Consider the following 21,263-nt stretch of genomic DNA (forward strand, 5'->3'; position numbering starts at 1 on the left):
TTTCCGCTCATGACAATCAGTGCGATGCAGGCGGTCAGATCGGTCAGCTTGCGCAAAATTCAGGCGGCTCAATCTTTGGGGGCCTCACAGTCGGTGATTTTTCGCAGGGTTTTGCTTCCTGCCAGTCTGCCGGGTATTTTCACCGGCATACGAATGTCAATTGGCATTGGCGTGACCATGCTGGTGGGGGCCGAGATGGTGGCAACCAGCGATGGTATTGCATGGATGGCGCTGACCGCAGCCGATTTTATGCTGACCAATGTCGTGTTGGTGGGCGTATTGATAATGGCCTTGCTGGGTTATGTTCTGGACCGTTTATGTCGTCTGCTGGAATCTCGTTTAGTGCATTGGAGCGGACGAGATTAAATTTTCGTTGTGATCTGATCAGAGGCGCGCTTGCGTAGCTGCTCGCAAAGTTGTTCCGAGCCGTCAATCAAATCTTGACGAATCGCTTCTGATAATTTTTTTTCATCCCGTTGTGTTAATGCCTTCAGAATTGCGGCATGGTTGACGCCGCCTTTCCACGCCCGTGTGTTGTACGGGTAGAGCAGGCGCAGCATTGGACCAGTCTGCATCCAAAGGGATTCCAGAATCGCCATGAGTGTGGGCATTTCGCACTGGCGATAAATGCGAAAATGAAACTCGCGATTACACGCGAGGACAGTGACATAGTCATGCCCCTGTTTCGCCTTAAGCAGCTCTTTCTGTATGTTCTTTAAGGCGTCAATGTCGCTCTTGGCGATTCTGCTCAGGGCGGCAGTGGCTGCAATGGGTTCGAGCGCCAGCCTGATTGCCACTAATTCACGATATCGTTCTTCCGACAGGTATGGGACGAGTAAGCCCCGCTGTGGTCCGGGCTCAAGGCAGGCCTCGGCCGCCAAGCGGTTGAGTGCCTCGCGCGCGGGCGTAAATCCGATATTCAGAAGAGAAACCAGGCCGCGTACCGTGACGCGTTGCCCCGGCGCCAGTTCGCCTGAAGACAACGCTTCGCGCAGCGATTCATATGCCTGGTCGCCAAGTGTTTTTACGCGTACCACTGGAGCAAGAGCAGGCGTCGCAGAAGATGCTGCCGATGTCGAAGATGGGCCGGATTTAGCTATAAACATAACACGCAGGTGAGGTTTTGATACCCTGAAGTTTAGCCCATCTGACTCGACGGGTGTATGCATGAAAACATTCTTTTTTTAATTTATCTGAAAGCTCTGTGGATGCGGTTGCATCAGCGTGTCTAACTGCTTCCAGCTGTGACCCTGACGGCGCTCTGCACGAATCACCACGCACGTGCCAATCGCACTGACATTTGTCCAATCCACTATAAAATACCCTCATCGAATCAAGAGGTGGATTGTGCCAAGAAAAGCGTCAACATTATCGGTCGCTGACGAGAACCCGGCGTCGGGCGGCGTTGCGGCGGTGGATCGCGCCCTGTCGCTGCTGACCGTATTTCGCAAGAACGATGGGTATCTTTCGCTGGTAGAGCTGGCGGACCGCACACGCATGTACAAGAGCACTATCCTACGGCTGCTGGCCTCGCTGGAGCATTACGGCATGGTGCATAAGTCCGATGACGGTCGCTATGGCCTGGGTGAAGGCGTCGTGCGGCTGTATGGCGTTTACAATTCGGCGTTTTCCCAGGCCGATGTCATTATCCCGGTACTGCGCGCACTGGTGGAAAAAACCCAGGAAAGCGCCTCGTACCATGTCATCAGCGGCAATAGTCGGCTGTGCCTGCATCGGGTCAATTCGCCATTGCCGATCAGCTATCGAACCCGCGAAGGGGATGTGTTGCCATTGGATAAAGGTTCCGGTGCGCGCGTGCTGCAGGCCTTCACTGGCGCTAAAGGCAAACTGTACGATCAGATCCGACGTGATGGCGTCATTGTGCTGGACGGCGATCGCATGCCCGACCTGGCAGGCGTTTCCGCTGCTGTGTTCAATGCGCATCACGAATTTGCGGGAGCATTGACGCTGACCATGCCCTCGTCCCGTCTGAAACCGGCTTTCAGAAACGAGGTGCTTCAAGCCGCGATGGCATTAAGCAAAAAGTTCGGCTATATCAAAGACTGAATATTTCAAGACTGGCGCCTGGCGATAGCCAGCGCATTGCCTCCATGCAAATCGGCCCACAGCGGCCGATTTTGTTTTGCGTTCCACATCTTCCTGTATCTGACACTAACGCCGCAAGCCAATTACATTTGCGATTGCGTGTTGACGCGCTTGTCATTTCTGTTTTAATATTCTATTTAATAGAATATTGTTCTATAAGATAGAATATAGGAGAAAGCATGAATCAGACACATCCCGAGCGAGTGTTGATCAGTGAAGTGGGGATGCGCGATGGGCTGCAGAGCATCAAGAGCATCATGCCGACCGAATATAAATTCAAACTGATCGATGCGCTATATGAAGCCGGCATTCGCGAAATCGAAGTGTGTTCGTTTGTGCCTGCACAATTGTTGCCGCAAATGGCTGATGCGCCAGAGGTCGTTCGTTATGCGCTTCGTTACGCCGATCTGACGGTTATGGCGCTGGTGCCGAATCTGCGCGGCGCCCGAAACGCTCTGCAGGCGGGGGCACACAAACTGACGCTGCCGGTTTCTGCCAGCGAGGCGCATTCGCTGGCCAATGTGAGAAAAACGCGGCAGCAGATGGTGCAGGAAGTGCGCGAGATCGTGGCGCTGCGCAACGAGATTGCACCTAACGTGAAGATAGAGGCCGGCATATCGACTGCATTCGGTTGCACGATCCAGGGAACAGTGAGTGAAGACGATGTAGTCTGGCTCTCGTCCCAGCTGGTGGCTGCCGGCGCCGACGAAACCGGGCTGTCCGATACCACCGGGTATGCGAATCCGGCCCAGGTGCGGCGACTTTTCCGGCGTGTCTTTGCGGAAATAGGCGACAAATGTGGCGCGGCCCATATGCACAACACGCGCGGGCTGGGCATGGCCAACAATCTGGCTGCCTATGATGTTGGTGTGCGCACCTTTGATGCATCGCTGGGCGGGCTTGGCGGTTGCCCCTATGCGCCTGGCGCGTCAGGCAATGTGGTTACCGAGGATCTGGTGTTCATGTTCGAGGCCATGGGCATTGATACCGGTATCAATATTGAAAAACTGATTGGCGCCCGCGAGCCGCTCAAAGCCGGCGTTCCACAAGAAGCCGTATATGGCATGGTGGCCGAAGCCGGCGTGCCTTTAACCTTTGAACAACAAGTGTGATATGACAGAACAAACATTGCCCTATGCGGGATTGAAGGTCATTGAGTTTACGCACATGGTGATGGGTCCTACTTGTGGCCTGATCCTGGCAGACCTGGGCGCCGATGTCATCAAGATCGAACCGCTCAAGGGAGATAACACCCGTCATCTGCTGGGGTCTGGCGCCGGTTTTTTTTCCGCGTTCAATCGCAATAAAAAAAGCCTGGCTGTTGATCTGAAGTCGGAGCAGGGGCTGGCATTGGTCAAGGACCTGATCGGCTCGGCCGATGTGGTGAGCGAAAATTTCAAACCAGGCACCATGAAAAAACTGGGGCTGGACTATGAGTGTTTGTCAGAACGGAATCCGGGCCTGGTGTATGTCAGCCACAAGGGATTTCTTCCCGGCCCCTACGAACACCGCACTGCGCTGGACGAAGTGGTGCAGATGATGGGCGGGCTGGCCTACATGACCGGAAGAAAGGGCGACCCGATACGCGCGGGCACCAGTGTCAATGACATTATGGGCGGCATGTTTGGCGCCATCGGCGTGATGGCCGCGCTCAAGGCACGTGACCTCACCGGCAAGGGACAGCAGGTGCAAAGTGCCCTGTTCGAAAATAATATCTTTCTGGTTGCCCAGCACATGATGCAGTACGTGGTCACCGGCAAGGCCGCCGACCCGATGCCCAGCCGCATTTCGGCCTGGGCCATTTACGACGTCTTCAATGTCAAAGACGGTGAGCAGATATTCCTGGCGGTGGTCAGTGATACGCAGTGGCGGATTTTCTGCGACGCCTTTGGGCTGCCCGAGTTGCTGAACAATCAAGATTTGAAAACCAATAACCAACGGGTGCAGGCACGTCCGTGGCTGTTGCCCCTGCTGCAGGAACGCATGGCCGCCTATTCAAAGAAAGAGCTGGCCGCGCTGTTCGAAGCCAATGCGTTGCCGTTCGCGCCCATTGCGCGGCCCGAAGAGCTGCTGGACGATGCGCACCTTCTGGAGACCGGCGGGCTGGCGCCCATGCAGATGCCCGATGGTCGGCAAACCACTGTGCCGCTGCTGCCCATCTGCATGGATGGCCAACGGCTGGGCGTGCGCCTGAACCCGCCGCGGCTTGGTGAACATACGCTGAGTATTCTGCAGAGTGCCGGATTGAGCGACGAACAAATCAATACCTTGCTGGAAAACAATGTCATTGCCACGCACTAAGGAGACAAACATGAAAAAAATTGCCGTTGCCTTTGCGACCGCGCTGTTAACCCACCTGTCATGGAGTTCCGTCGCGCAGGCGCAAGAGCGCTACCCGCAACGGGCCGTGACCATTACGGTTCCCTATTCTCCGGGGGGTACCACCGATTATGTAGCCCGTATGCTGGCCAAACAGATGTCCGAAATATCGAAGCATTCATTTGTCGTGGAAAATAAGCCGGGAGCCAGCGGCACCATCGCTACCGCTTCAGTCATGCGAGCCAAACCGGATGGCTATTCCTTGTTGATGAATGATACGACATACGCAATGTTGCCGGCGGTGTTCAAGAAACTGTCCTGGGATCCCGTCAAGGATATTGCGCCCATTGCCAATGTCGCTTCAACGCCTGTCATCTTGATCGTGCCGGCAAATTCGCCGTTCGATTCGCTGGCCGATCTCGTGAAAGCGGCCAGGGAGAAACCTGAGTCGCTCACCTTCGGCTCCGGGGGCAAGGGCAGTTCAACGCATCTTGCCGGCGAAGTGTTCCAGCATCAGGCGGGCATTAAGCTGCTGCATGTTCCCTACAAGGGTGCGGGCGAAGCCTTGCTCGCCCTGGTCGGCGGAACCGTGGATGTGGAGATCAGTGCAACACCCACCGCCATTCCACAAATTAACAGCGGCAAGGTCAGGGCCTTGGCCATCAGCAGCCCGCAGCGCCTGCCACAACTGCCCGCCGTGCCGACTTTTGTACAGGCTGGCCTGCCTGATTATCAGGTGCAAAACTGGTTTGGTCTGGTCGCTCGTGCCGGTACGCCGCCAGAAATCATCAACACGCTGAACCGTCTGGTGAAGGAATCGGTGGCCGACCAATCCATACAATCGTCGTTTGAAAAACTCGGTGCGCAAGCTGTAGGCAACAGCCCCCAGGAATTCTCGCAGCAGATTGCAAGTGAAATTGACAGTTGGGGGCACACTGCCGCACGTGCCGGCCTGGAAAAGCAGTAAGGGTGCGTCATGTTTTTTCTGAACCAGGAGCCCGAACGTTGTGACGCGCAGGTATGGAGCACTATGCCTGACCATTTGCGCTTGCGCAATACCGATTCTGAATGGGCCAAAGCCAATAAGGGCGGCGAGCAATTGCATTCCTTTATCGAAGGCCCGGCCATGGATGCCCAGGGCAATCTTTATGTGACTGATATTCCTTACGGACGCATTTTCCGTATTTCGGCGCAAAAGGGTTGGGAATTGATTGTCCAGTATGACGGCGAACCGAACGGGCTCAAGGTTTTGCACGATGGTTCGCTGCTCATTGCCGATTATCGCCGCGGCCTGTTGCGCTGTGACCCGCTCGCAAAAGTGGTTGAGCCGGTGCTGGCGCGACGCAATGCCCAGTCATTCAAGGGGCTGAACGATTTATATGTCACTCGTGATGAATCACAGGTGTATTTCACTGATCAGGGGCAGACCGGCTTGCACGACCCTAGCGGAGCAGTGTATCGCTATGGCCTGAAAACGGGTCAGCTCGATTGCCTGATGAATAATGTCCCTAGCCCCAATGGGATAGTGGTCGATGAAGACAGATCGGTGCTGTTCGTGGCAGCCACTCGGGACAACGCCGTATGGCGTGCACCTCTGCTGGCCGACGGATCGGTATCGAAAGCCGGCCGCTTCTGCGCGCTGTTTGGGACCAGCGGCCCGGATGGTCTTGCGCTGGACCAACAGGGCAGACTGTATGTGGCGCATGCGTCGCTCGGACGCGTATTCGTATTTGAGGCCAACGGCGAGTGTTGCCGGATACTGCGTTCGGTTGCCGGCAACACGGTAACCAATCTGTGTTTCACCAATGCGCGCTGTGACACCTTGCTGATTACCGAATCGTCCACAGGCGCCGTGCTGCGCGCTGCGGTTGGCGCAGCAGAAGATAATTTTCAACAACCCAAAAAATAAGGGAACGGAGACAACAATGTTCAAGAAAACAATGATGACCGGATTGACCGGCGGTATGTTGCTGGCCGCAACGTTGACCACTGGCCTTGTGCAGGCCCAGGACTGGCCTCAGCGGCCCGTGCGCATGGTCGTGCCATATACCCCTGGCGGCGGAACCGATAGCATCACCCGGATTATTGCCGAGAAGATCAGCCAGATGGATAAGGATATCCAGTTTGTGATTGAGAACAAACCAGGCGCAGGCGGCAATATCGGCATGACCCAGGTGGCCCGGGCCAAACCGGACGGATTGACGTTGGGTATGGGACAGACCTCGAATCTGGCCATCAACCCGGTGATCATGCAGGATATGAAGTTCGATGCCAGCAAAGATTTCACGCCGGTTGGGGTGGTCGCCGAATTGCCAACGGTATTGGTGGTCAAGGCCGACTCTCCTTATCAATCGCTGGCCGATGTGATAGCCGCAGCCAAGGCCAACCCCGGGCAACTCAAGCAAGCCCTTGCCACCCTGGGCACCGTAGGCCATCTGGCCGGCGAAATGCTGTCCTACAAGGCGGGCATCAAGGTGCTGAATGTGCCTTACAAAGGGGCCTCTCCGGCGCTGACCGAGCTGATTGGCGGCCAGACCGATTATATGTTTGCGACACCGGTGTCGGTGCTTAAACTGATCGAAGGCAAGGATCTGCGCGCGCTGGCAGTTACATCCAGCAAACGCATCGCCGCCATGCCAGACGTACCTACAGTTGCAGAACAAGGCTATGAGGGATTCAGCGCGGTTGACTGGAAGTTGATTGTCGGGCCGGCAGGCTTGCCGAAAGATGCCGTTGACCGTCTGAGCAAGGCCTTTGTTGCCGTCAGCAAGGATCCGGAATTTATCAAGCGGATGGAAGCAGACGGCAATACCGTTGTAGGAGGCCCTGCAGCCGATGCCCAGGCGTATCTGGCCAAAGAACAGGTTGAATGGCGTACATTGCTTAAGGCAATGCAATTTCAACTGAAATAAGCCTGTTTTTGGGGACTCGGCGCAATTGGCACCCCCGATACAGGATTTGGCCCGTATGTATATGTCCTGGACCTGTCTGAAAGGGTGGGTGCACAGGCTGCCATCGGGGCCTTCGTGTATCTGTGGATATGGTATGCTTGTCTTGCCAGCCTGCCTTGCGATTTTCCTGCCAAGCTACCGCGCGCCCTCTCTTTCCTCTTCATAGCCGTATTCTATTTCAGCAGATGACAGAAAGGAACGATGCCTGTATACAGGTGTCAAACTATCAGTACTGCAATCGAGTGGCTTCCTTTGACGTTACTGTTTTCTGCTCGGATGCACCAAGGAACCGCTATGCTGTACTCACGAAATTTTCAAACCTCCTTTCTTCACCCCCGCTATTGGCTCACCTGGTTTGGCCTGGGCGTGCTGTTCCTGCTGGTTCAACTGCCATACCCCATATTGCATCGGCTGGGTATCTGGATGGGACGCTGTTCCATGCGTTTTCTCAAACGCCGGGTCGGAATTACACGTCGGAATCTGCAATTATGCTTTCCCAATATGGATGAAGCGTTACTCGAGAAGAGAGTGCGGGCAAACTTTGAGTCGCTGGGCATGGGCTTGATGGAAACCGGGATGGCGTGGTTTTGGTCCGATGAGCGGGTAAAACGCTGGTTTGATGTCTCCGGATTGGATAATCTGAAGCAGGCGCAACAGGATGGACGCGGTGCGCTGATGATTGGTGTACATCTGATGCCGCTGGAGCTCGGTGGCCGCGCAATGGGGCTGTGCCAGCCGATGATGGCGACCTATCGACCGCATAATAACAAGGCAATGGAATGGGCGCAAACCAAGGGCCGTATGCGTTCCAACAAGGCGATGATCGATCGCAAGGATTTGCGTGGACTGGTGCGTGCACTCAAGCAGGGCGAAGCCGTGTGGCTGGCCCCCGACCAGGATTATGGCCGCAGCGGTAGTGTTTTCGCACCTCTGTTTGCAGTTGCCCAAGTGGCTACGACCAGCGCCCCTTATATGCTGGCGCGGCTGGCCAAACCTGCGCTGGTGCCCGTGGTATTGATCCGCCGTCCGAACGCCGGTGGCTACGATTTGCTGATTCAACCTGAACTCAAAAACTATCCCGTGGACGATGAAATTGCCGCTGCCGCTTATATGAACAAAGTCGTGGAAAAAGAAATCATGCGTGCGCCGGATCAATACATGTGGCTGCATCGTCGTTTCAAAACCCGTCCGGTTGGGGCCCCGTCACTGTATTGACTGGCGTTGATCGCCAATGCGTCGTCTCGATTGCAGTTGCCATGCGCGCTTGTGATATTCTCGTGTCAGCAGTTCATCACGGATGAACCGGTCAAGTGGAGATAGCAATGGCAACTGCAGTTTTACTAAGAGAGTACGGCGGTCCCGAGACGCTGAACGCTGAACATGTGGACGTGGCCGCACCGGGCCCGGGAGAACTGCGTATCCGGCAGACGGCAATTGGCGTCAACTTCCACGATGTGTATGTGCGCGGCGGCCTATATAAAACCCTGGCATTGCCCGGAATCCCCGGGATAGAGGCGGCTGGCGTGGTCGAGGCGATCGGGCCGCAGGTGACCGGCTTCTCGGCAGGCGATTCGATTGCCTATATTACGAATCATTATGGTGCCTACGCGTCGGAGCGGATTCTGCCGGCCCGCCTTGCCATCCGTCTGCCCGATGGCATTGATCAAGACCTGGCGGCATCGGTCCTGCTCAAGGGCCTGACCGCCCAAATGCTGTTGCGACAGGTCCATCACGTGCAGCCGGGTGATACCGTTCTTGTACACGCTGCCAGTGGCGGCGTGGGGCAGTTGCTTTGCCAGTGGGCCAGTTATCTGGGCGCCACGGTGATTGGAACGGTTGGCAGTGAAGAAAAAGCCGAGCAGGCGCGCGCCATGGGATGCGCGCATACCATTTTGTATCGCGAGGAAAATTTCGTGGAACGGGTGCGCCAGATCACCAACGATCAGGGGGTCAACGTCGTTTATGACTCGGTAGGCAAGGACACGTTCCTGGGTTCACTGGCCGCGCTGGCCCGACGGGGCCATCTGGTCAATTTCGGACAGTCTTCGGGCAGTATCGACCCGATTGAGGTATCCATCCTCGCACCCAAATCCAATAGTCTGACCCGGCCGGGGGTATTTCACTATACCGCCGAGCGCGCGATGCTCGAATCCATGGCCAGCGAACTGTTTGCGTTGATGGAGCGGGGCGTATTGACAGTGCAGACCGGACAGATCTACCCGTTGGCCGACGCTGCGCGTGCGCACCAGACGCTGGAGTCCAGATCACGGATGGGAACGTTGCTGCTCAAGCCCTGATTGGAAGTGCGAAATCTGCCGGCAGGGCGAGCTGATATCGGGCATTGTTCGTTGGTCGATCACCACTGCTCAGGACGTGTTTCCTGAGCAGCAATGACCCTGTGCATAAAGAGCATTTGATATTTACGGCTTCAGATGATGCGATAATTGATGTAAAGTGGCATCATAATTGATGTAACAAGTCATTATTGATGCGATAGGATTACGGAGAGACCATCATGCGAACCACTGTCACCATAGATGAGGTTCTATACGCGCAGGCATTGGAACTTGCCGGTCCTGGGATAGTGCGTGCTTCCGATCTATGCCGGGAGGCGATGAAAACCTATGTGCGCGTCCAGGCCGGGCGACGGCTTGCTGCATTGGGTGGACAGGCGCCAGATATGAAGTACATACCGCGCCGCAGGGATGACGCCGGATCGCTATGAGCGTGCTTGTCGACACCTCGGTGTGGGTAGATCACTTCAGAGTGCGAAATGATGCATTGGTTCAGTTGCTTGAGGCCGATCGTGTCTTGGGCCATCCCATGATCCAGATTGAACTGGCCTGTGGAACACCGCCCGCGCCGCGCCTGCAAACACTGAATAACATAGGGCTCTTGCAACCCTGTAACCAGGCGGGCTTGCGGGAAGTTGCGGACTTTATTGAACGTGAACGGCTTTATGGCCTGGGGAGCGGCCTGGTAGCTATGGTTCTTCTTGCCTCTACACTTATTACGCCGGGCGCGCAATTGTGGACGCTGGACAAGCGCCTGCGCGCGATGGCCGAGCGTTTCAGGATCGCTTTTCAGGCGCCTGGATATTAAAATTTGTGGAAGAAAAGATTTGCGGCAGGACAATCCTGCATTTTTTGCATTTTGCATTTGTAATCATGGCGTCCTTCCTTTGAATATTGTATCTATAAAGAGTAGCGCATGTGGATCCAGAAAGAATTTCAATTGAAAGCGCGTCCCAGAGGATTTCATCTGGTGACCGAAGAGATTGTGTGTCAGGTGCCGGACTTGACCGGCCTGCGCGTAGGCATCATGAATGTGTTCCTTAAACATACCTCGGCATCGCTAACCATTAATGAAAATGCCGATTCCGCCGTACGGGTTGATTTCGAAAATTATTTCAACCGCCTGGTGCCGGAAGATGAGCCGTATTACACGCATACGTACGAAGGCAGTGATGATCTGCCGGCACATTTCAAAAGCAGTATCCTGGGCTGCACGCTGGTGGTACCCATCACGAATGGTGCGCTCAATCTTGGCACCTGGCAGGGCATTTATTTATGCGAGCATCGCAACCATGGCGGGCCACGAACGGTTGTGGTCACTGTGCAGGGCGAGGCTGGCGATTAGCCTATTGATGGCGCAGTGTGCCGTGATTGCTGCCAAGGGTCGCAAGCAGTCCTGCAAGTAATAACAATAGCAATCGTTGTTACGTACGCGACAGCGCGTCGGGCCACGCAAACCATGTTGATAGTGGTTGAATTTCGTCTGTATTATCCATTAAAGTAATGGCACACGCCGGTCGGCAGGCGGATACACTGACCAACTGCGGTTACCATAGCGTATGCGCAGCCAGCGCTTTGCGGCAGGCTGAAGTTCAGGCAGAATTGCCGGATAGCATTGTCGGGCAGTTTTTTTCGGCTGTAGTCGGGCAGATTACGATCGGCTTTATATTGTTGCTCAACCACAAGGGCATTGACCATGACACTTCTCTTTGCGTTTTTGCATCACGTTCTGGCTTTCGTGCTGGTTGCCGCACTCGCCATTGAGCTGGTGCTGGTCAAGGACCGTATCAGTATCGAACGTGCCCGGCGAATTTTGCGTGCCGATGCCATTTATGGCGCGTCGGCCATGCTGTTGCTGATCGTGGGTTTTTTGCGCGTGATCTTTTTTGAAAAGGGTGCTGCCTACTATTTTCACAGCATTCCCTTTGTTGCCAAACTGCTGCTGTTTGCCGCAGTAGGCGTGCTGTCCATTTATCCGACCATGACTTTTCTGTCGTGGCGCAAAAGCCTGAATCGTGGCCGGGAACCGGTGCTGGATCCTGCGGTGATCAAGCGGATTCGCAAGCTGATTCATTACGAATTGGTCTGTCTGGTGCTGATAGTGCTGGCGGCCGCCATGATGGCCCGTGGCGTAGGCTACTGGGGCTAGGGGAAGGAACCGTGTCAGATACAGTGCCACGCGTGATGTCTATGTTTGTGTATGGAACGCTGAAAACAGGTTGTTGTAATCACGAACGTCATTGCTCCATGGCAGTACATACAGAAAAAGCCTGGCTATGGGGCCGGATTTATCATCTTGACCACGATGAGGGGTACCCTATGGTGGAAATCTGTCCGCAAGCCATTCTGGCGCGGGGTACCGACCAGCCCGGGATGGATGCGTTGCTGGAGTGCACGCCAGGTACAACGGCCAGGCCCGATGGCGACTGGGATCTGATCGAAGGCGAGCTGATGCAATTTGATCGTCCGGAACGCGATGTGCCGCTGATAGACCTGCTGGAAGAGTTTCGCGCCGATGGACAGGGGCTGTATTATCGGGTGCTGACCACTGTGAACACCGATGCCGGCCCACAAACGGCATGGACGTATATCAGGGAGCGCGAACACGATGGCCGTCGCTTGCATCCGGATGCGACCGGGACGGTGTGCTGGCGCCCGGTCGACCTTATTTCCTGAAGACGGCGTAGCTCCAGGAAATGTCGTTTCGACCCAGTGTGTCGTTTTTATAGCTTTTCTTATAAAGCAGTTGCAACCCGCAGGTGCGCGCAAGCGCGATGGTTTCTGCGTCCGGGATGTCGAACATGTGGCGCTCTGCCGGGACGGGGCCATGGCGCAGGGACATCGACATAATGCCGTTGCGCCCCAGCAGCCCGGCGCAATGCTGCATGGCAGGCAGTCGCTCTTGTTCCTGCAGGTGCATCCACACCGCGGTCAGCAGTATCAGGTCGTATTGCTTACCGCTGGCGCGTACCAGGGTCAACTGCGGCAGGCTGTCTGCGATCCAGTTGATAGCGGCATCGGCATGATGCAGGTCGCCCTGTTCTCGCATGGCAGCGGTGGGCTCGACGGCATCCACCTGGTAGCCCAGCGCCGCCAGCGCAGCTGCGTCGCGGCCGGTACCGGCGCCGATATCCAGCACTTTTGCCGGTGCCCCTGGGTAAAAGCCACGTACCGGGTTGTGCACTTTTTCGAAGGTGACGCTTTCGTAGTCAGCGGCAAACCGTTGTGCCTTTTCTGCATAGCCCTTGCTGCCTGCGATTTCGACCATGTTCTTATGCCCATTCATGTATTGTGGATTAAGACAAGTGTATCGGATTGGGAAATTAAAATAGGGTTTTGTTTCATTCGCCCATATTTTTGCTCCGCACTTCTTTGCAGCAATTTCTTTTTTCCAGCCCGGAATTCTTTATACTTGTGCTGCTCTACATATTAAATTCTGCATATTTCAAATAGGTTATTGCGTGAATAACTCTCACAACAGTAGTGATGGTGGCGATATCGTCGTTTCCATCCAGGGGGTGGGTAAAACCTACAAAAGCGGTTTTACAGCCCTCAAAGGCGTCAATCTGGATATCCGCCGGGGTGAAATTCTGGCCCTGCTGGGACCCAACGGCGCAGGCAAAACGACCCTGATCGGCATCGTGACCGGCCTGGTCAACGCATCCGAAGGCACGATTCTGGTTGACGGCGACGACGTGCAACGCGATTATCGACGCGTGCGCCCGAAAATCGGCCTGGTTCCGCAGGAGCTTTTTACCGACTCGTTCGAGACGGTATGGGACACGGTTACATTCAGTCGCGGCCTGTTTGGCAAGCCGGCAAACCCGGCGCATATAGAGCGGGTGCTCAGGGCGTTGTCCCTGTGGAACAAGAAAGATAGCAAGATCCTGAGCCTGTCCGGCGGCATGAAGCGTCGCGTCCTGATCGCCAAGGCTCTGTCGCATGAACCCTCGATTTTGTTTCTGGATGAACCGACTGCCGGCGTGGATGTAGAACTGCGTCACGATATGTGGAATCTGGTGCGCAAGTTGCGCGAGCAGGGCGTGACCGTGATCCTGACCACGCACTATATCGAAGAGGCCGAAGATATGGCCGACCGGATTGCCGTGATCAATAACGGCGAAATTATCCTGGTGCAGAACAAGGAACAGCTGATGGGGCAACTGGGCAAGAAAGAGCTGCACCTGCAACTGACCCAGCCGCTGGATGCGCTGCCACCAGCCATGTCTGCTCATCCCCTGACCTTGTCGGCAGACGGGGGTACGCTGGTGTACACCTATAACAAGGAATCGGAAGACAGTACGGGTAAAAGCCTGTCCGAAATGTTGCGCCAGCTGGGCGACGTCGGCATTGAGCTCAAGGACCTGCAATCGCGAGAAAGCTCACTGGAAGATATTTTCGTGAGCCTGGTAAGGAAAGATTCATGAATCTGTACGGCGTAAAAGCAATTTACAAATTTGAGATGGCGCGGGCGTTCCGCACACTCATGCAAAGCATCGCATCGCCGGTGCTGTCCACGGCACTGTACTTCATTGTGTTTGGCGCTGCTATCGGTTCGCGCATGGGCGACATTGACGGCGTATCCTATGGCGCATTCATTGTGCCCGGGCTGCTGATGATGGCCCTGCTGGGGCAGAGCGTCTCGAATGCGTCCTTTGGCATTTATATGCCCAAGTGGTCCGGCACCATTTATGAAATCATGTCGGCCCCGGTTTCATACTTCGAGGTGATTCTGGGTTATGTCGGAGCGGCGGCAACCAAGACGCTGATATTGTCGGTGCTGATCCTGATCACGGCCCGTTTCTTTGTTGAATACCAGATCCAGCATCCATTCTGGATGGTGCTGTTTCTGGTTCTGACTGCGGTCACCTTCAGCATGTTCGGTTTCATTATCGGGCTGTGGGCCGATGGTTTCGAAAAACTGCAGATCATTCCGCTGATGGTGATTACGCCGCTGACCTTTCTGGGCGGCGCGTTTTATTCCATTCATATGCTGCCCGGCATCTGGTCCAAAGTGGCGCTATTTAACCCGGTGGTGTATCTGATCAGCGGCTTTCGCTGGAGTTTTTACGGCGTGGCCGATGTGAACCATTACGTCAGTCTGTTCACCATTCTGTTCATTCTGCTGGTGTGTGCCCTGGTGGTCTCGTGGATGTTCCGTACCGGCTACAAGCTGCGGCCCTGATGGCGGCCTGATACGCGCCCGGATGCGAGCGGCAGGGCGTGTCAGGGTGTCTGGGGTATGCCTGGAATGCGTCTCTGGTGGGCGATCAGGACAGGTTTTGCAAAGTATCTGCCCGTATGATGGCGGTGCCTGCCTGTTACTAATGAGGGCTGGGGTTTGGCGGTGAAGTCGGATGCCGTCAGTTCCTGTGTGTACAGAGGCTGCTGCGATGAGCCTGCCCGGAATGACTTTTTCAGGCCTGGATGACGCTGCGGGCCTCTTCCTTGTCGGACTCGTCCGTATGCGCCGGCACATTTTCTTCTCTGTCCTTAGCGGCGCGTGAAACCGGCTCGGCGGCAGGCGTGTTGACCGATGGGGTGGTCACGGCGGCATCTCGCAGGCGGCTGCGTTTTGGTTTTTTTTCACGCACCACGGCCGGCGGCGTCCAGGTCACGATATGCAATGAACCGTCTGCATGTTCCACCAGGGCGGTCATGCTTTCGACCCAGTCGCCATCATTGCAGTACAGAATGCCATCCACTTCGCGGATTTCCGCCTTATGGATATGGCCGCAAACCACGCCATCATAATTGTTCTTGCGTGCTTCCTGCATGACGGCATCTTCGAACGCGGAGATATAGCTGACCGCATTCTTGACTTTCTGCTTCAGGTATTGGGACAGTGACCAGTATCCCAGCCCCATGCGCGCGCGGGCGCTGTTGAGCCACATATTGGAGGTGAGGGCAACGGTGTACAGGTGATCGCCCACGTAGGCCAGCCACGGCGCAAACTGCACTACACCGTCGAAACGATCGCCGTGCAGGATCCACAGGCGTTTGCCATCGGCGGTGGTGTGCTCGGTTTCCTCGACTACTTCGATACCACCGAAGTTCTGCTGCACATAATGCCGGGCAAATGAGTCATGGTTGCCGGGAACGAAGACGACCCGGGTGCCTTGCCGGCATTTGCGCAGTATTTTCTGTATGACGTCATTATGCGACTGCGGCCAGAACCACTTGCCTTTGAGCTGCCAGCCATCGATAATGTCACCGACCAGATACAGGGTATCGGATTCTGTGTGCTTCAGAAAATCCAGTAACGCGCTCGCCTGGCAGCCTTTGGTGCCCAGGTGGACATCGGAGATCCAGATCGTGCGATAGTGGGTAGTAGGATGTTCAGACAAAGTAATGTCAGGCCAAAAGTACAGGTCGGGAATGACTCTTATTACACCAATCCGTTGTGACGCATGTGTGACAATACCCGGTATATTATCTGTCACCTGTTTGTCATCTGAGCGACTGTTTCCTTTTTAACACATTGGCGGTCGTATTCCAAATGAGTCGTAGCTGAATGAATGCGTATCTTGCCGGTCTGTTTCTAAGTGGTTCCCTGATTCTTGCGATCGGTTCGCAAAATGCCTTTGTCCTCAAACAGGGGTTGCGCAAAAGCCACGTCTTCTGGGTCTGTCTGGTATGCAGCCTGTCAGATGCGGCGTTGATCCTGACCGGTGTGCTGGGGTTTTCCGTTGTCGCCCGCTATGCTACGCATGTGGTGCCACTCATCAAGTACGCCGGCGCGCTTTTTCTGTTCGTCTATGGTCTGCTTCACTTTCATGCGGCCATCACCAAAACTGCCAGCATGGGCGATAGCCATATCGAGGCGCCTTCGCTGAAACGGACCCTGCTGGTATGCCTGGCGCTGACCTGGCTCAATCCCCATGTCTACCTTGATACCCTGCTGCTGATCGGCTCGGTATCTACCCGGTTTCCGGGGGAGCACTGGCTGTTCGCAGCGGGCGGCATTACCGCATCGCTGGTCTTTTTCTTTTCCCTTGGCTACGGTGCGCGGCTTTTGTTGCCGTTATTCAAAAAGCCCGTGGCATGGAAAGTGCTGGACCTGATCGTGGGCGTCACCATGTGGACCATTGCCTGGCAATTGGTCTGGGGTCAATCCCTGGGGTAACAAACCGGGGCAAGGCGGGGCAAGGCGGGATCAATCGGGCGTGGGGCAGGTTGGCCCGGACGTGGCGGGCCGGGCACAAAAAAGCGTCCGAACACTGTCTATGTTCGGACGCGGGGGTTGCATTTGGCGCAGCACCTGGCCGGCATTCATGTAGAGTCAATGCAGGGCCGGCCAGGAGGGGCCCACGAGCACGCCGGTCAGTGACTAATGGCCGGGCGCTTTTTCCGGCTTGTTTTTCAATGACTCATCCAGTTCTATGGCCCCTTCTGGCGGTTCGGGTGTGTCGTCCCGTTCCGTTGTTGCGCTTGCCGGCGCTGCGGGTGTCTGTGTTGCCGTGGCATTGCCGTCCACATCCCTGCTGCCATCACCATTGCCGCCTTCGATGGCGGGGCTGACCAGCTCCACAACCCTGGCACGCGACATCAGGCCGACAAATTCGTCGTTGTCGCCGGTTACCACGACCGGAGCGGTCGATTGAAGCATATGAGTCAGCACTGCGTCCAGATTGGTGTCTGCCGAAACGGTGCGGGCTTCTTCCACTTTCGAGGAAATGTCCCGCAAGCCGGCCCGGACCGCATCTTCGGCCGCGGACAGGCGCAGCAGACCGGCAAAGGCCTTGCCATCGAGCACAGGGGCGAACTTGTAGTCGTATTGTTTCATGCGTTCGATGGCATGTGCGGGGCGTGCGCGCATGGTCAGGGTCAGGCGTGGCGCATTGACCGCGTGACTGGCGTTAAGCGCCTTGCCGCGGTTCACATCCTGCAGGAACGCGGCAACGTATTCATTGTCAGGAGACAGCAGAATATCTTCGGGCGTGCCTTCCTGGATCAATTCGCCGTCCTTCAGAATAGCAATGCGATTGCCCAGGCGCAGCGCTTCGTCCAGGTCATGGGTAATGAACACAATGGTTTTATTGAGTTTGGCCTGCAGTTCGAGCAACTGGTTCTGCATTTCGCGGCGAATCAGCGGGTCCAGGGCCGAGAATGCCTCGTCCATCAGCAAAATGTCTGCGTCGGTAGCCAGTGCACGCGCCAAGCCCACGCGCTGCTGCATGCCGCCCGAGAGCTGGTGAGGGTACTGGTTCTCAAAACCGGCCAGACCGACCTGGTCAAGCCAGTAGCGGCCCTTGTCGTGTGCGTCGGTTTTGCTCATGCCCTGAATGGACAAGCCGTAGGCGGCATTGTCCAGCACGGTTTTATGTGGCAGCAGACCAAAGCGCTGAAACACCATGCTCATGGTTTTCTGGCGGAATTTTTCCAGGTCCTTGCGGCCCAGGGTCACGACATCGGTGTCATCGACCAGTATGTGGCCCGCAGTGGGTTCAATCAAGCGGTTAAAGTGACGGATCAGCGTGGATTTACCTGAGCCGGACAGCCCCATGATGACATGGATGCTGCCTTCTTCGATACTCAGGCTGATGTCTTTGAGGCCCAGCGTATGGCCGCTTTTGGCCAGCAATTCTTCCTTGGAGATGCCCTGTTTGACGGCATCAATCCATTTTCCCGGATTTTTGCCGAAGATTTTGTAGATGTTTTTGACTTCGATTTTACTCATAGCGCACCACCTGTGTTTTTCCGTTTCCCATAAGACTGGGTGATGCGATCAAAAAGCACCGCAAGAATGACAATGCCCAGCCCGGCCAGCAGGCCGCGGCCAACTTCAAGGCGGTTGATGCCAAGCAGTACTTCGTAGCCCAGGCCGCGCGCACCAATCATGGATGCAATAACAACCATGGACAGCGCCATCATCGTGGTCTGATTGATACCTGCCATGATGTTTGGCAGCGCCAGTGGCAGTTGCACGCCAAACAGTTGTTGCGAGGAGGAGGCGCCGAAGGCTCGCGAGGCCTCTAGTACTTCGCGGTCAACCAGCCGGATTCCCAGGTCGGTCAGCCGGATCAGCGGGGGCACAGCATAAATTACGGTTGCGATAATGGCCGGGATCTTGCCAAGACCGAACAGCATGACAACTGGAATAAGGTACACAAAGCTGGGCAGCGTCTGCATGATATCCAGAACCGGCAGCATGATCGATCGCACCGGATTGGATTTGGCGGTGATGACGCCCAGCGGAATGCCGATAACGATTGAAATTGCAGTTGCCATAATCATGAGCGACAGGGTTTGCATGCCTGCATCCCAAAGGCCCAGGACGCCCAGCAGGGCCAGCAGCACGCCCATCATCAGGGAGAATACCGGGCGGCGACTGGCGGCAAAGGCAATCAGTACGGCCACGATAATGACGCTCCACCATGGCGCGCCGCGCAGAACTTTTTCGATCCAGACCAGCAGGTGCAGGAAAGGCTCCGACATGGCGTTGAGCCCATCGGCGTAATTGGTGACCAGATGGTCCACAAACCCGTCGATGCTTTTGCGCACATCGCGCGCAGAGATAATTTCAGGAAACATAATTGTATTTTTTCATTTAAAAATAGGGAAAAACAGGACCGGGCCAGGGCCGCAGGACACGGATGTGTCCGGCAGGCAGTACTGTTGCCCGGTTTTGACTGGCGCAGCGGTCAGAGCGAGGATTTAACACGAGCGGCCACCTCGGCGGGTACCCACTTGGACCAGATGTCCTGTTGGTTTTTCAGAAACCATTGTGCAGCTTCGCTTGTGTCGGCGCCGGATTCTTCCATATGGGCCAGTGTCTTGTTGACGACATCAAACGGGACCGACACCTTGCTAAAAAATGCTGTCAGTGTGGGCGCATCTTGGGTGAACTTGGTACTGAGCGCGGTAAACACCGGATTGTCCGGGTAGCCGACGGCTTGGGGATTGGCGCAGTCTTCACGGGTCAGGCACAATTGCTTTTCTTTGTCGTAGGCTGGCATGTCAAGTTTGACCAGTTCCAGCGCGCTGACCAAGGGTGTGGGCTCCCAATAGTAAAAGACGATATCCTTCTTGCGCTTGTAGGCTGACATCAGGGCCGCTTTCTGGGCAGCGCCGGTACCGGGGGCATAAACCTCGAAGTCCTTGTCCAGCTTCAGGCCCTTGGCCAGGTTGGTGGCTACCAGCTGGCAGTTCCAGCCTGCCGGGCAACCGTAAATCCGGCCTTTGTCGGGATTTTCCGGATCGGCAAACGCGTCCTTGTATTTGACCAGATCAGCGGCTGACTTCAGATCGGGAAATTTGCTGGCAGTATATTTGGGTATATACCAGGCTTCCCTGCCTGTATACAGTTCGCCGACGCGTTTGACCTTGCCGCTTTTCTCGGCACGGATCCAGGCGTCACTGACGCTGTTGAGCCAGATTTCCGTATTGACTTGCAGATCGCCGCGTTCCAATGCGGCCAAAGCGGTGAGTGTTTCGGTGGGGAGCATCTCGGTCTGACATCCATACCCTTTTTCAAGGATATGCCGTTCGACGTCGGCCAGAATCAGGTTCGATTCCCAGTTCATGCCACCGAACTTGATTGTATCGCTGACTTCGCAGGCCGGGGCTTGGGCCGCGGCTTGGGCCGCGGCCGCAGAGCCGGCAAGCCCGAACGTGGCCGAAGCAATGAATACAGCAGATAGAACTTTAGTCTTTATCATGGCGATGTGCCTCTTATGGCTAAAAGTTAAGCTAAACGCTAGGATTGGCATCGGCCCGTCCGAAAACGGGCGTTTCAATTGACGTGTAAGCGATTAGAGCGATTCCTTCACTTTGGTGGCCACTTCGGGGGAAACCCATTTTTCCCAGACTTCGCCCTGATTTTTCAGGAACCAGTCTGCGACATCACGCGAGTCGTCGCCGCTCTCTTCCATGTGGGCCAGTGTTTTGTCCATGACCGGCAGGGGGACCGATACCTTGGAAAAGAATTCGGTCAGTTTTGGCGCCTGCTTGGAAAATTCGGTATTCAGCGCAGTAAATACCGGGTTGTCCGGATACGCGCTAGGCTGTGGATCGGCGCATTCAGGATTGGTCAGGCATTTCTGTTTTTCCGCGTCGTAGGCCGGCAATTCCAGTTTGACCAGGTCAAGCGAACCCACCAGGGGGGTCGGATACCAATAGTAGAACACAATGTTCTGCTTGCGTTTGTAAGCCGAGGTCAGGGCCGCTTTCTGTGCTGCGCCAGTGCCGGGTGAGTACAGGGTGAAATCTTTCTCCAGTTTCAGGGCTTTGTACAGATTGCTGCTGACCACTTCACACCCCCAGCCAGCCGGGCAACCGTAGAAGCGCCCCTTGCTTGGGTCTTCAGGATCGGCAAATTCTTTTTTGTATTTGGGCAGATCGGATGCGGATTTGAGGTCAGGGAATTTTTCGGCTACGTATTTCGGAATGAACCAGGCTTCGCCGCCCGTGTACAGATCGGCTACTCTTTTGACTTTACCGGTTTTCTCGGCTTTGGCCCAGGGATCGCCTACGCTGTTGAGCCAGATTTCAGTGTTGATATCCAGATCGCCGCGCTCCAACGCTGCCAGGGCGGGTAGAGTCTCGGTGGGCAGCGTTTCAGTCTTGCAGCCGTAGCCTTTTTCAAGAATGG

At 55.6% G+C, this 21,263-nt stretch carries 25 protein-coding genes; 17 read left to right on the plus strand and 8 right to left on the minus strand.

What is annotated here, in order from left to right; genetic code table 11:
• The coding region (locus ACTIKR_RS01570) for an ABC transporter permease (RefSeq protein WP_442327006.1) at positions 1-366 on the plus strand (366 nt) is incomplete at its 5' end.
• On the opposite strand, the gene ACTIKR_RS01575 is transcribed toward ACTIKR_RS01570, so the two are convergent.
• Entirely contained in the window at positions 363-1,106 is a 744-nt protein-coding gene (locus ACTIKR_RS01575; RefSeq protein ID WP_193088146.1) for a GntR family transcriptional regulator, read from the minus strand. The two genes, ACTIKR_RS01570 and ACTIKR_RS01575, sit on opposite strands and share 4 nt — an antisense overlap.
• A gap of 241 nt (positions 1,107-1,347) precedes the next feature.
• Here ACTIKR_RS01575 and ACTIKR_RS01580 point away from each other — a divergent pair, with 241 nt between their 5' ends.
• The 11 genes from ACTIKR_RS01580 to ACTIKR_RS01630 all read left to right on the plus strand — a co-directional run bounded on the left by ACTIKR_RS01580 (position 1,348) and on the right by ACTIKR_RS01630 (position 11,015).
• A complete protein-coding gene (locus ACTIKR_RS01580; protein ID WP_193088147.1) occupies positions 1,348-2,067 on the plus strand; it encodes an IclR family transcriptional regulator in 720 nt (239 codons plus the stop codon).
• A gap of 218 nt (positions 2,068-2,285) precedes the next feature.
• On the plus strand, positions 2,286-3,218 hold the full coding sequence (locus ACTIKR_RS01585) for a hydroxymethylglutaryl-CoA lyase (protein ID WP_193088148.1): 933 nt from the start codon (positions 2,286-2,288) through the stop codon (positions 3,216-3,218).
• A 1-nt stretch (position 3,219) separates the two neighbouring features.
• The gene (locus tag ACTIKR_RS01590) at positions 3,220-4,407 is read left to right on the plus strand and encodes a CaiB/BaiF CoA transferase family protein (protein WP_193088149.1); all 1,188 of its coding nucleotides are present in this window, start codon (positions 3,220-3,222) and stop codon (positions 4,405-4,407) included.
• Between the two features lie 10 nt (positions 4,408-4,417).
• Positions 4,418-5,392: a Bug family tripartite tricarboxylate transporter substrate binding protein gene (locus ACTIKR_RS01595; RefSeq protein WP_193088150.1), complete on the plus strand. Its 975-nt coding sequence runs from the start codon at positions 4,418-4,420 to the stop codon at positions 5,390-5,392.
• 9 nt (positions 5,393-5,401) lie between these two features.
• Positions 5,402-6,334 carry an SMP-30/gluconolactonase/LRE family protein gene (locus tag ACTIKR_RS01600; RefSeq protein ID WP_193088151.1) on the plus strand — a complete coding sequence of 311 codons (933 nt, stop codon included), beginning with the start codon at positions 5,402-5,404 and terminating at the stop codon, positions 6,332-6,334.
• A gap of 16 nt (positions 6,335-6,350) precedes the next feature.
• Complete coding sequence (locus ACTIKR_RS01605; RefSeq protein WP_193088152.1) at positions 6,351-7,337, plus strand: Bug family tripartite tricarboxylate transporter substrate binding protein; 987 nt, start codon at positions 6,351-6,353, stop codon at positions 7,335-7,337.
• Positions 7,338-7,670: 333 nt separating this feature from the next.
• Positions 7,671-8,591, plus strand: a complete 921-nt coding sequence (gene lpxP, locus ACTIKR_RS01610; RefSeq protein ID WP_193088153.1) for a kdo(2)-lipid IV(A) palmitoleoyltransferase — start codon at positions 7,671-7,673, stop codon at positions 8,589-8,591.
• A 107-nt stretch (positions 8,592-8,698) separates the two neighbouring features.
• Positions 8,699-9,673, plus strand: coding sequence for a quinone oxidoreductase family protein (locus ACTIKR_RS01615; RefSeq protein ID WP_193088154.1), 975 nt, complete (start codon positions 8,699-8,701; stop codon positions 9,671-9,673).
• Between the two features lie 218 nt (positions 9,674-9,891).
• Positions 9,892-10,101, plus strand: coding sequence for a type II toxin-antitoxin system VapB family antitoxin (locus ACTIKR_RS01620; protein ID WP_193088155.1), 210 nt, complete (start codon positions 9,892-9,894; stop codon positions 10,099-10,101).
• On the plus strand, positions 10,098-10,478 hold the full coding sequence (locus ACTIKR_RS01625; RefSeq protein WP_193088156.1) for a type II toxin-antitoxin system VapC family toxin: 381 nt from the start codon (positions 10,098-10,100) through the stop codon (positions 10,476-10,478). The genes ACTIKR_RS01620 and ACTIKR_RS01625 overlap by 4 nt, the downstream gene beginning before the upstream one ends.
• A gap of 108 nt (positions 10,479-10,586) precedes the next feature.
• Positions 10,587-11,015: a secondary thiamine-phosphate synthase enzyme YjbQ gene (locus tag ACTIKR_RS01630; RefSeq protein ID WP_193088157.1), complete on the plus strand. Its 429-nt coding sequence runs from the start codon at positions 10,587-10,589 to the stop codon at positions 11,013-11,015.
• Between the two features lie 143 nt (positions 11,016-11,158).
• Here ACTIKR_RS01630 and ACTIKR_RS01635 read toward each other — a convergent pair whose 3' ends face one another.
• Positions 11,159-11,368, minus strand: coding sequence for a hypothetical protein (locus ACTIKR_RS01635; protein ID WP_193088158.1), 210 nt, complete (start codon positions 11,366-11,368; stop codon positions 11,159-11,161).
• Between ACTIKR_RS01635 and ACTIKR_RS01640 the strand changes: the two genes are divergently transcribed.
• Both ACTIKR_RS01640 and ACTIKR_RS01645 read left to right on the plus strand, forming a co-directional pair.
• Entirely contained in the window at positions 11,367-11,819 is a 453-nt protein-coding gene (locus ACTIKR_RS01640; RefSeq protein ID WP_193088159.1) for a DUF2214 family protein, read from the plus strand. The two genes, ACTIKR_RS01635 and ACTIKR_RS01640, sit on opposite strands and share 2 nt — an antisense overlap.
• 41 nt (positions 11,820-11,860) lie before the next feature.
• Positions 11,861-12,346: a gamma-glutamylcyclotransferase family protein gene (locus ACTIKR_RS01645; protein WP_226816754.1), complete on the plus strand. Its 486-nt coding sequence runs from the start codon at positions 11,861-11,863 to the stop codon at positions 12,344-12,346.
• Here ACTIKR_RS01645 and ACTIKR_RS01650 read toward each other — a convergent pair.
• The gene (locus ACTIKR_RS01650) at positions 12,336-12,938 is read right to left on the minus strand and encodes a class I SAM-dependent methyltransferase (protein WP_442327007.1); all 603 of its coding nucleotides are present in this window, start codon (positions 12,936-12,938) and stop codon (positions 12,336-12,338) included. The two genes, ACTIKR_RS01645 and ACTIKR_RS01650, sit on opposite strands and share 11 nt — an antisense overlap.
• 193 nt (positions 12,939-13,131) lie before the next feature.
• Here ACTIKR_RS01650 and ACTIKR_RS01655 point away from each other — a divergent pair, with 193 nt between their 5' ends.
• Together ACTIKR_RS01655 and ACTIKR_RS01660 are read left to right on the plus strand one after the other, a co-directional pair.
• Positions 13,132-14,097 carry an ABC transporter ATP-binding protein gene (locus tag ACTIKR_RS01655; RefSeq protein WP_370540196.1) on the plus strand — a complete coding sequence of 322 codons (966 nt, stop codon included), beginning with the start codon at positions 13,132-13,134 and terminating at the stop codon, positions 14,095-14,097.
• Positions 14,094-14,855, plus strand: a complete 762-nt coding sequence (locus ACTIKR_RS01660; protein WP_193088162.1) for an ABC transporter permease — start codon at positions 14,094-14,096, stop codon at positions 14,853-14,855. The genes ACTIKR_RS01655 and ACTIKR_RS01660 overlap by 4 nt, the downstream gene beginning before the upstream one ends.
• A 232-nt stretch (positions 14,856-15,087) precedes the next feature.
• Here the strand turns inward: ACTIKR_RS01660 and ACTIKR_RS01665 are convergent, their stop codons facing one another.
• Positions 15,088-16,017, minus strand: coding sequence for a UDP-2,3-diacylglucosamine diphosphatase (locus ACTIKR_RS01665; RefSeq protein WP_193088281.1), 930 nt, complete (start codon positions 16,015-16,017; stop codon positions 15,088-15,090).
• A 167-nt stretch (positions 16,018-16,184) separates the two neighbouring features.
• Between ACTIKR_RS01665 and ACTIKR_RS01670 the strand changes: the two genes are divergently transcribed.
• Positions 16,185-16,796 (plus strand): LysE/ArgO family amino acid transporter, encoded by a 612-nt coding sequence (locus tag ACTIKR_RS01670; RefSeq protein ID WP_193088163.1) that lies wholly within the window; start codon positions 16,185-16,187, stop codon positions 16,794-16,796.
• A 204-nt stretch (positions 16,797-17,000) separates the two neighbouring features.
• Here ACTIKR_RS01670 and ACTIKR_RS01675 read toward each other — a convergent pair whose 3' ends face one another.
• The 4 genes from ACTIKR_RS01675 to ACTIKR_RS01690 form a co-directional block, all read right to left on the minus strand.
• Positions 17,001-18,350 (minus strand): quaternary amine ABC transporter ATP-binding protein, encoded by a 1,350-nt coding sequence (locus tag ACTIKR_RS01675; RefSeq protein ID WP_193088164.1) that lies wholly within the window; start codon positions 18,348-18,350, stop codon positions 17,001-17,003.
• Positions 18,347-19,204 carry an ABC transporter permease gene (locus tag ACTIKR_RS01680; protein ID WP_193088165.1) on the minus strand — a complete coding sequence of 286 codons (858 nt, stop codon included), beginning with the start codon at positions 19,202-19,204 and terminating at the stop codon, positions 18,347-18,349. The genes ACTIKR_RS01675 and ACTIKR_RS01680 overlap by 4 nt, the downstream gene beginning before the upstream one ends.
• Positions 19,205-19,314: 110 nt before the next feature.
• Positions 19,315-20,331: an ABC transporter substrate-binding protein gene (locus ACTIKR_RS01685; protein ID WP_193088166.1), complete on the minus strand. Its 1,017-nt coding sequence runs from the start codon at positions 20,329-20,331 to the stop codon at positions 19,315-19,317.
• A 93-nt stretch (positions 20,332-20,424) separates the two neighbouring features.
• The coding region (locus tag ACTIKR_RS01690) for an ABC transporter substrate-binding protein (RefSeq protein ID WP_442327008.1) at positions 20,425-21,263 on the minus strand (839 nt) is incomplete at its 5' end.

This window comes from Advenella sp. (genome assembly GCF_052108595.1).
In the GTDB taxonomy this organism is placed as follows: Bacteria; Pseudomonadota; Gammaproteobacteria; order Burkholderiales; family Burkholderiaceae_B; genus Advenella.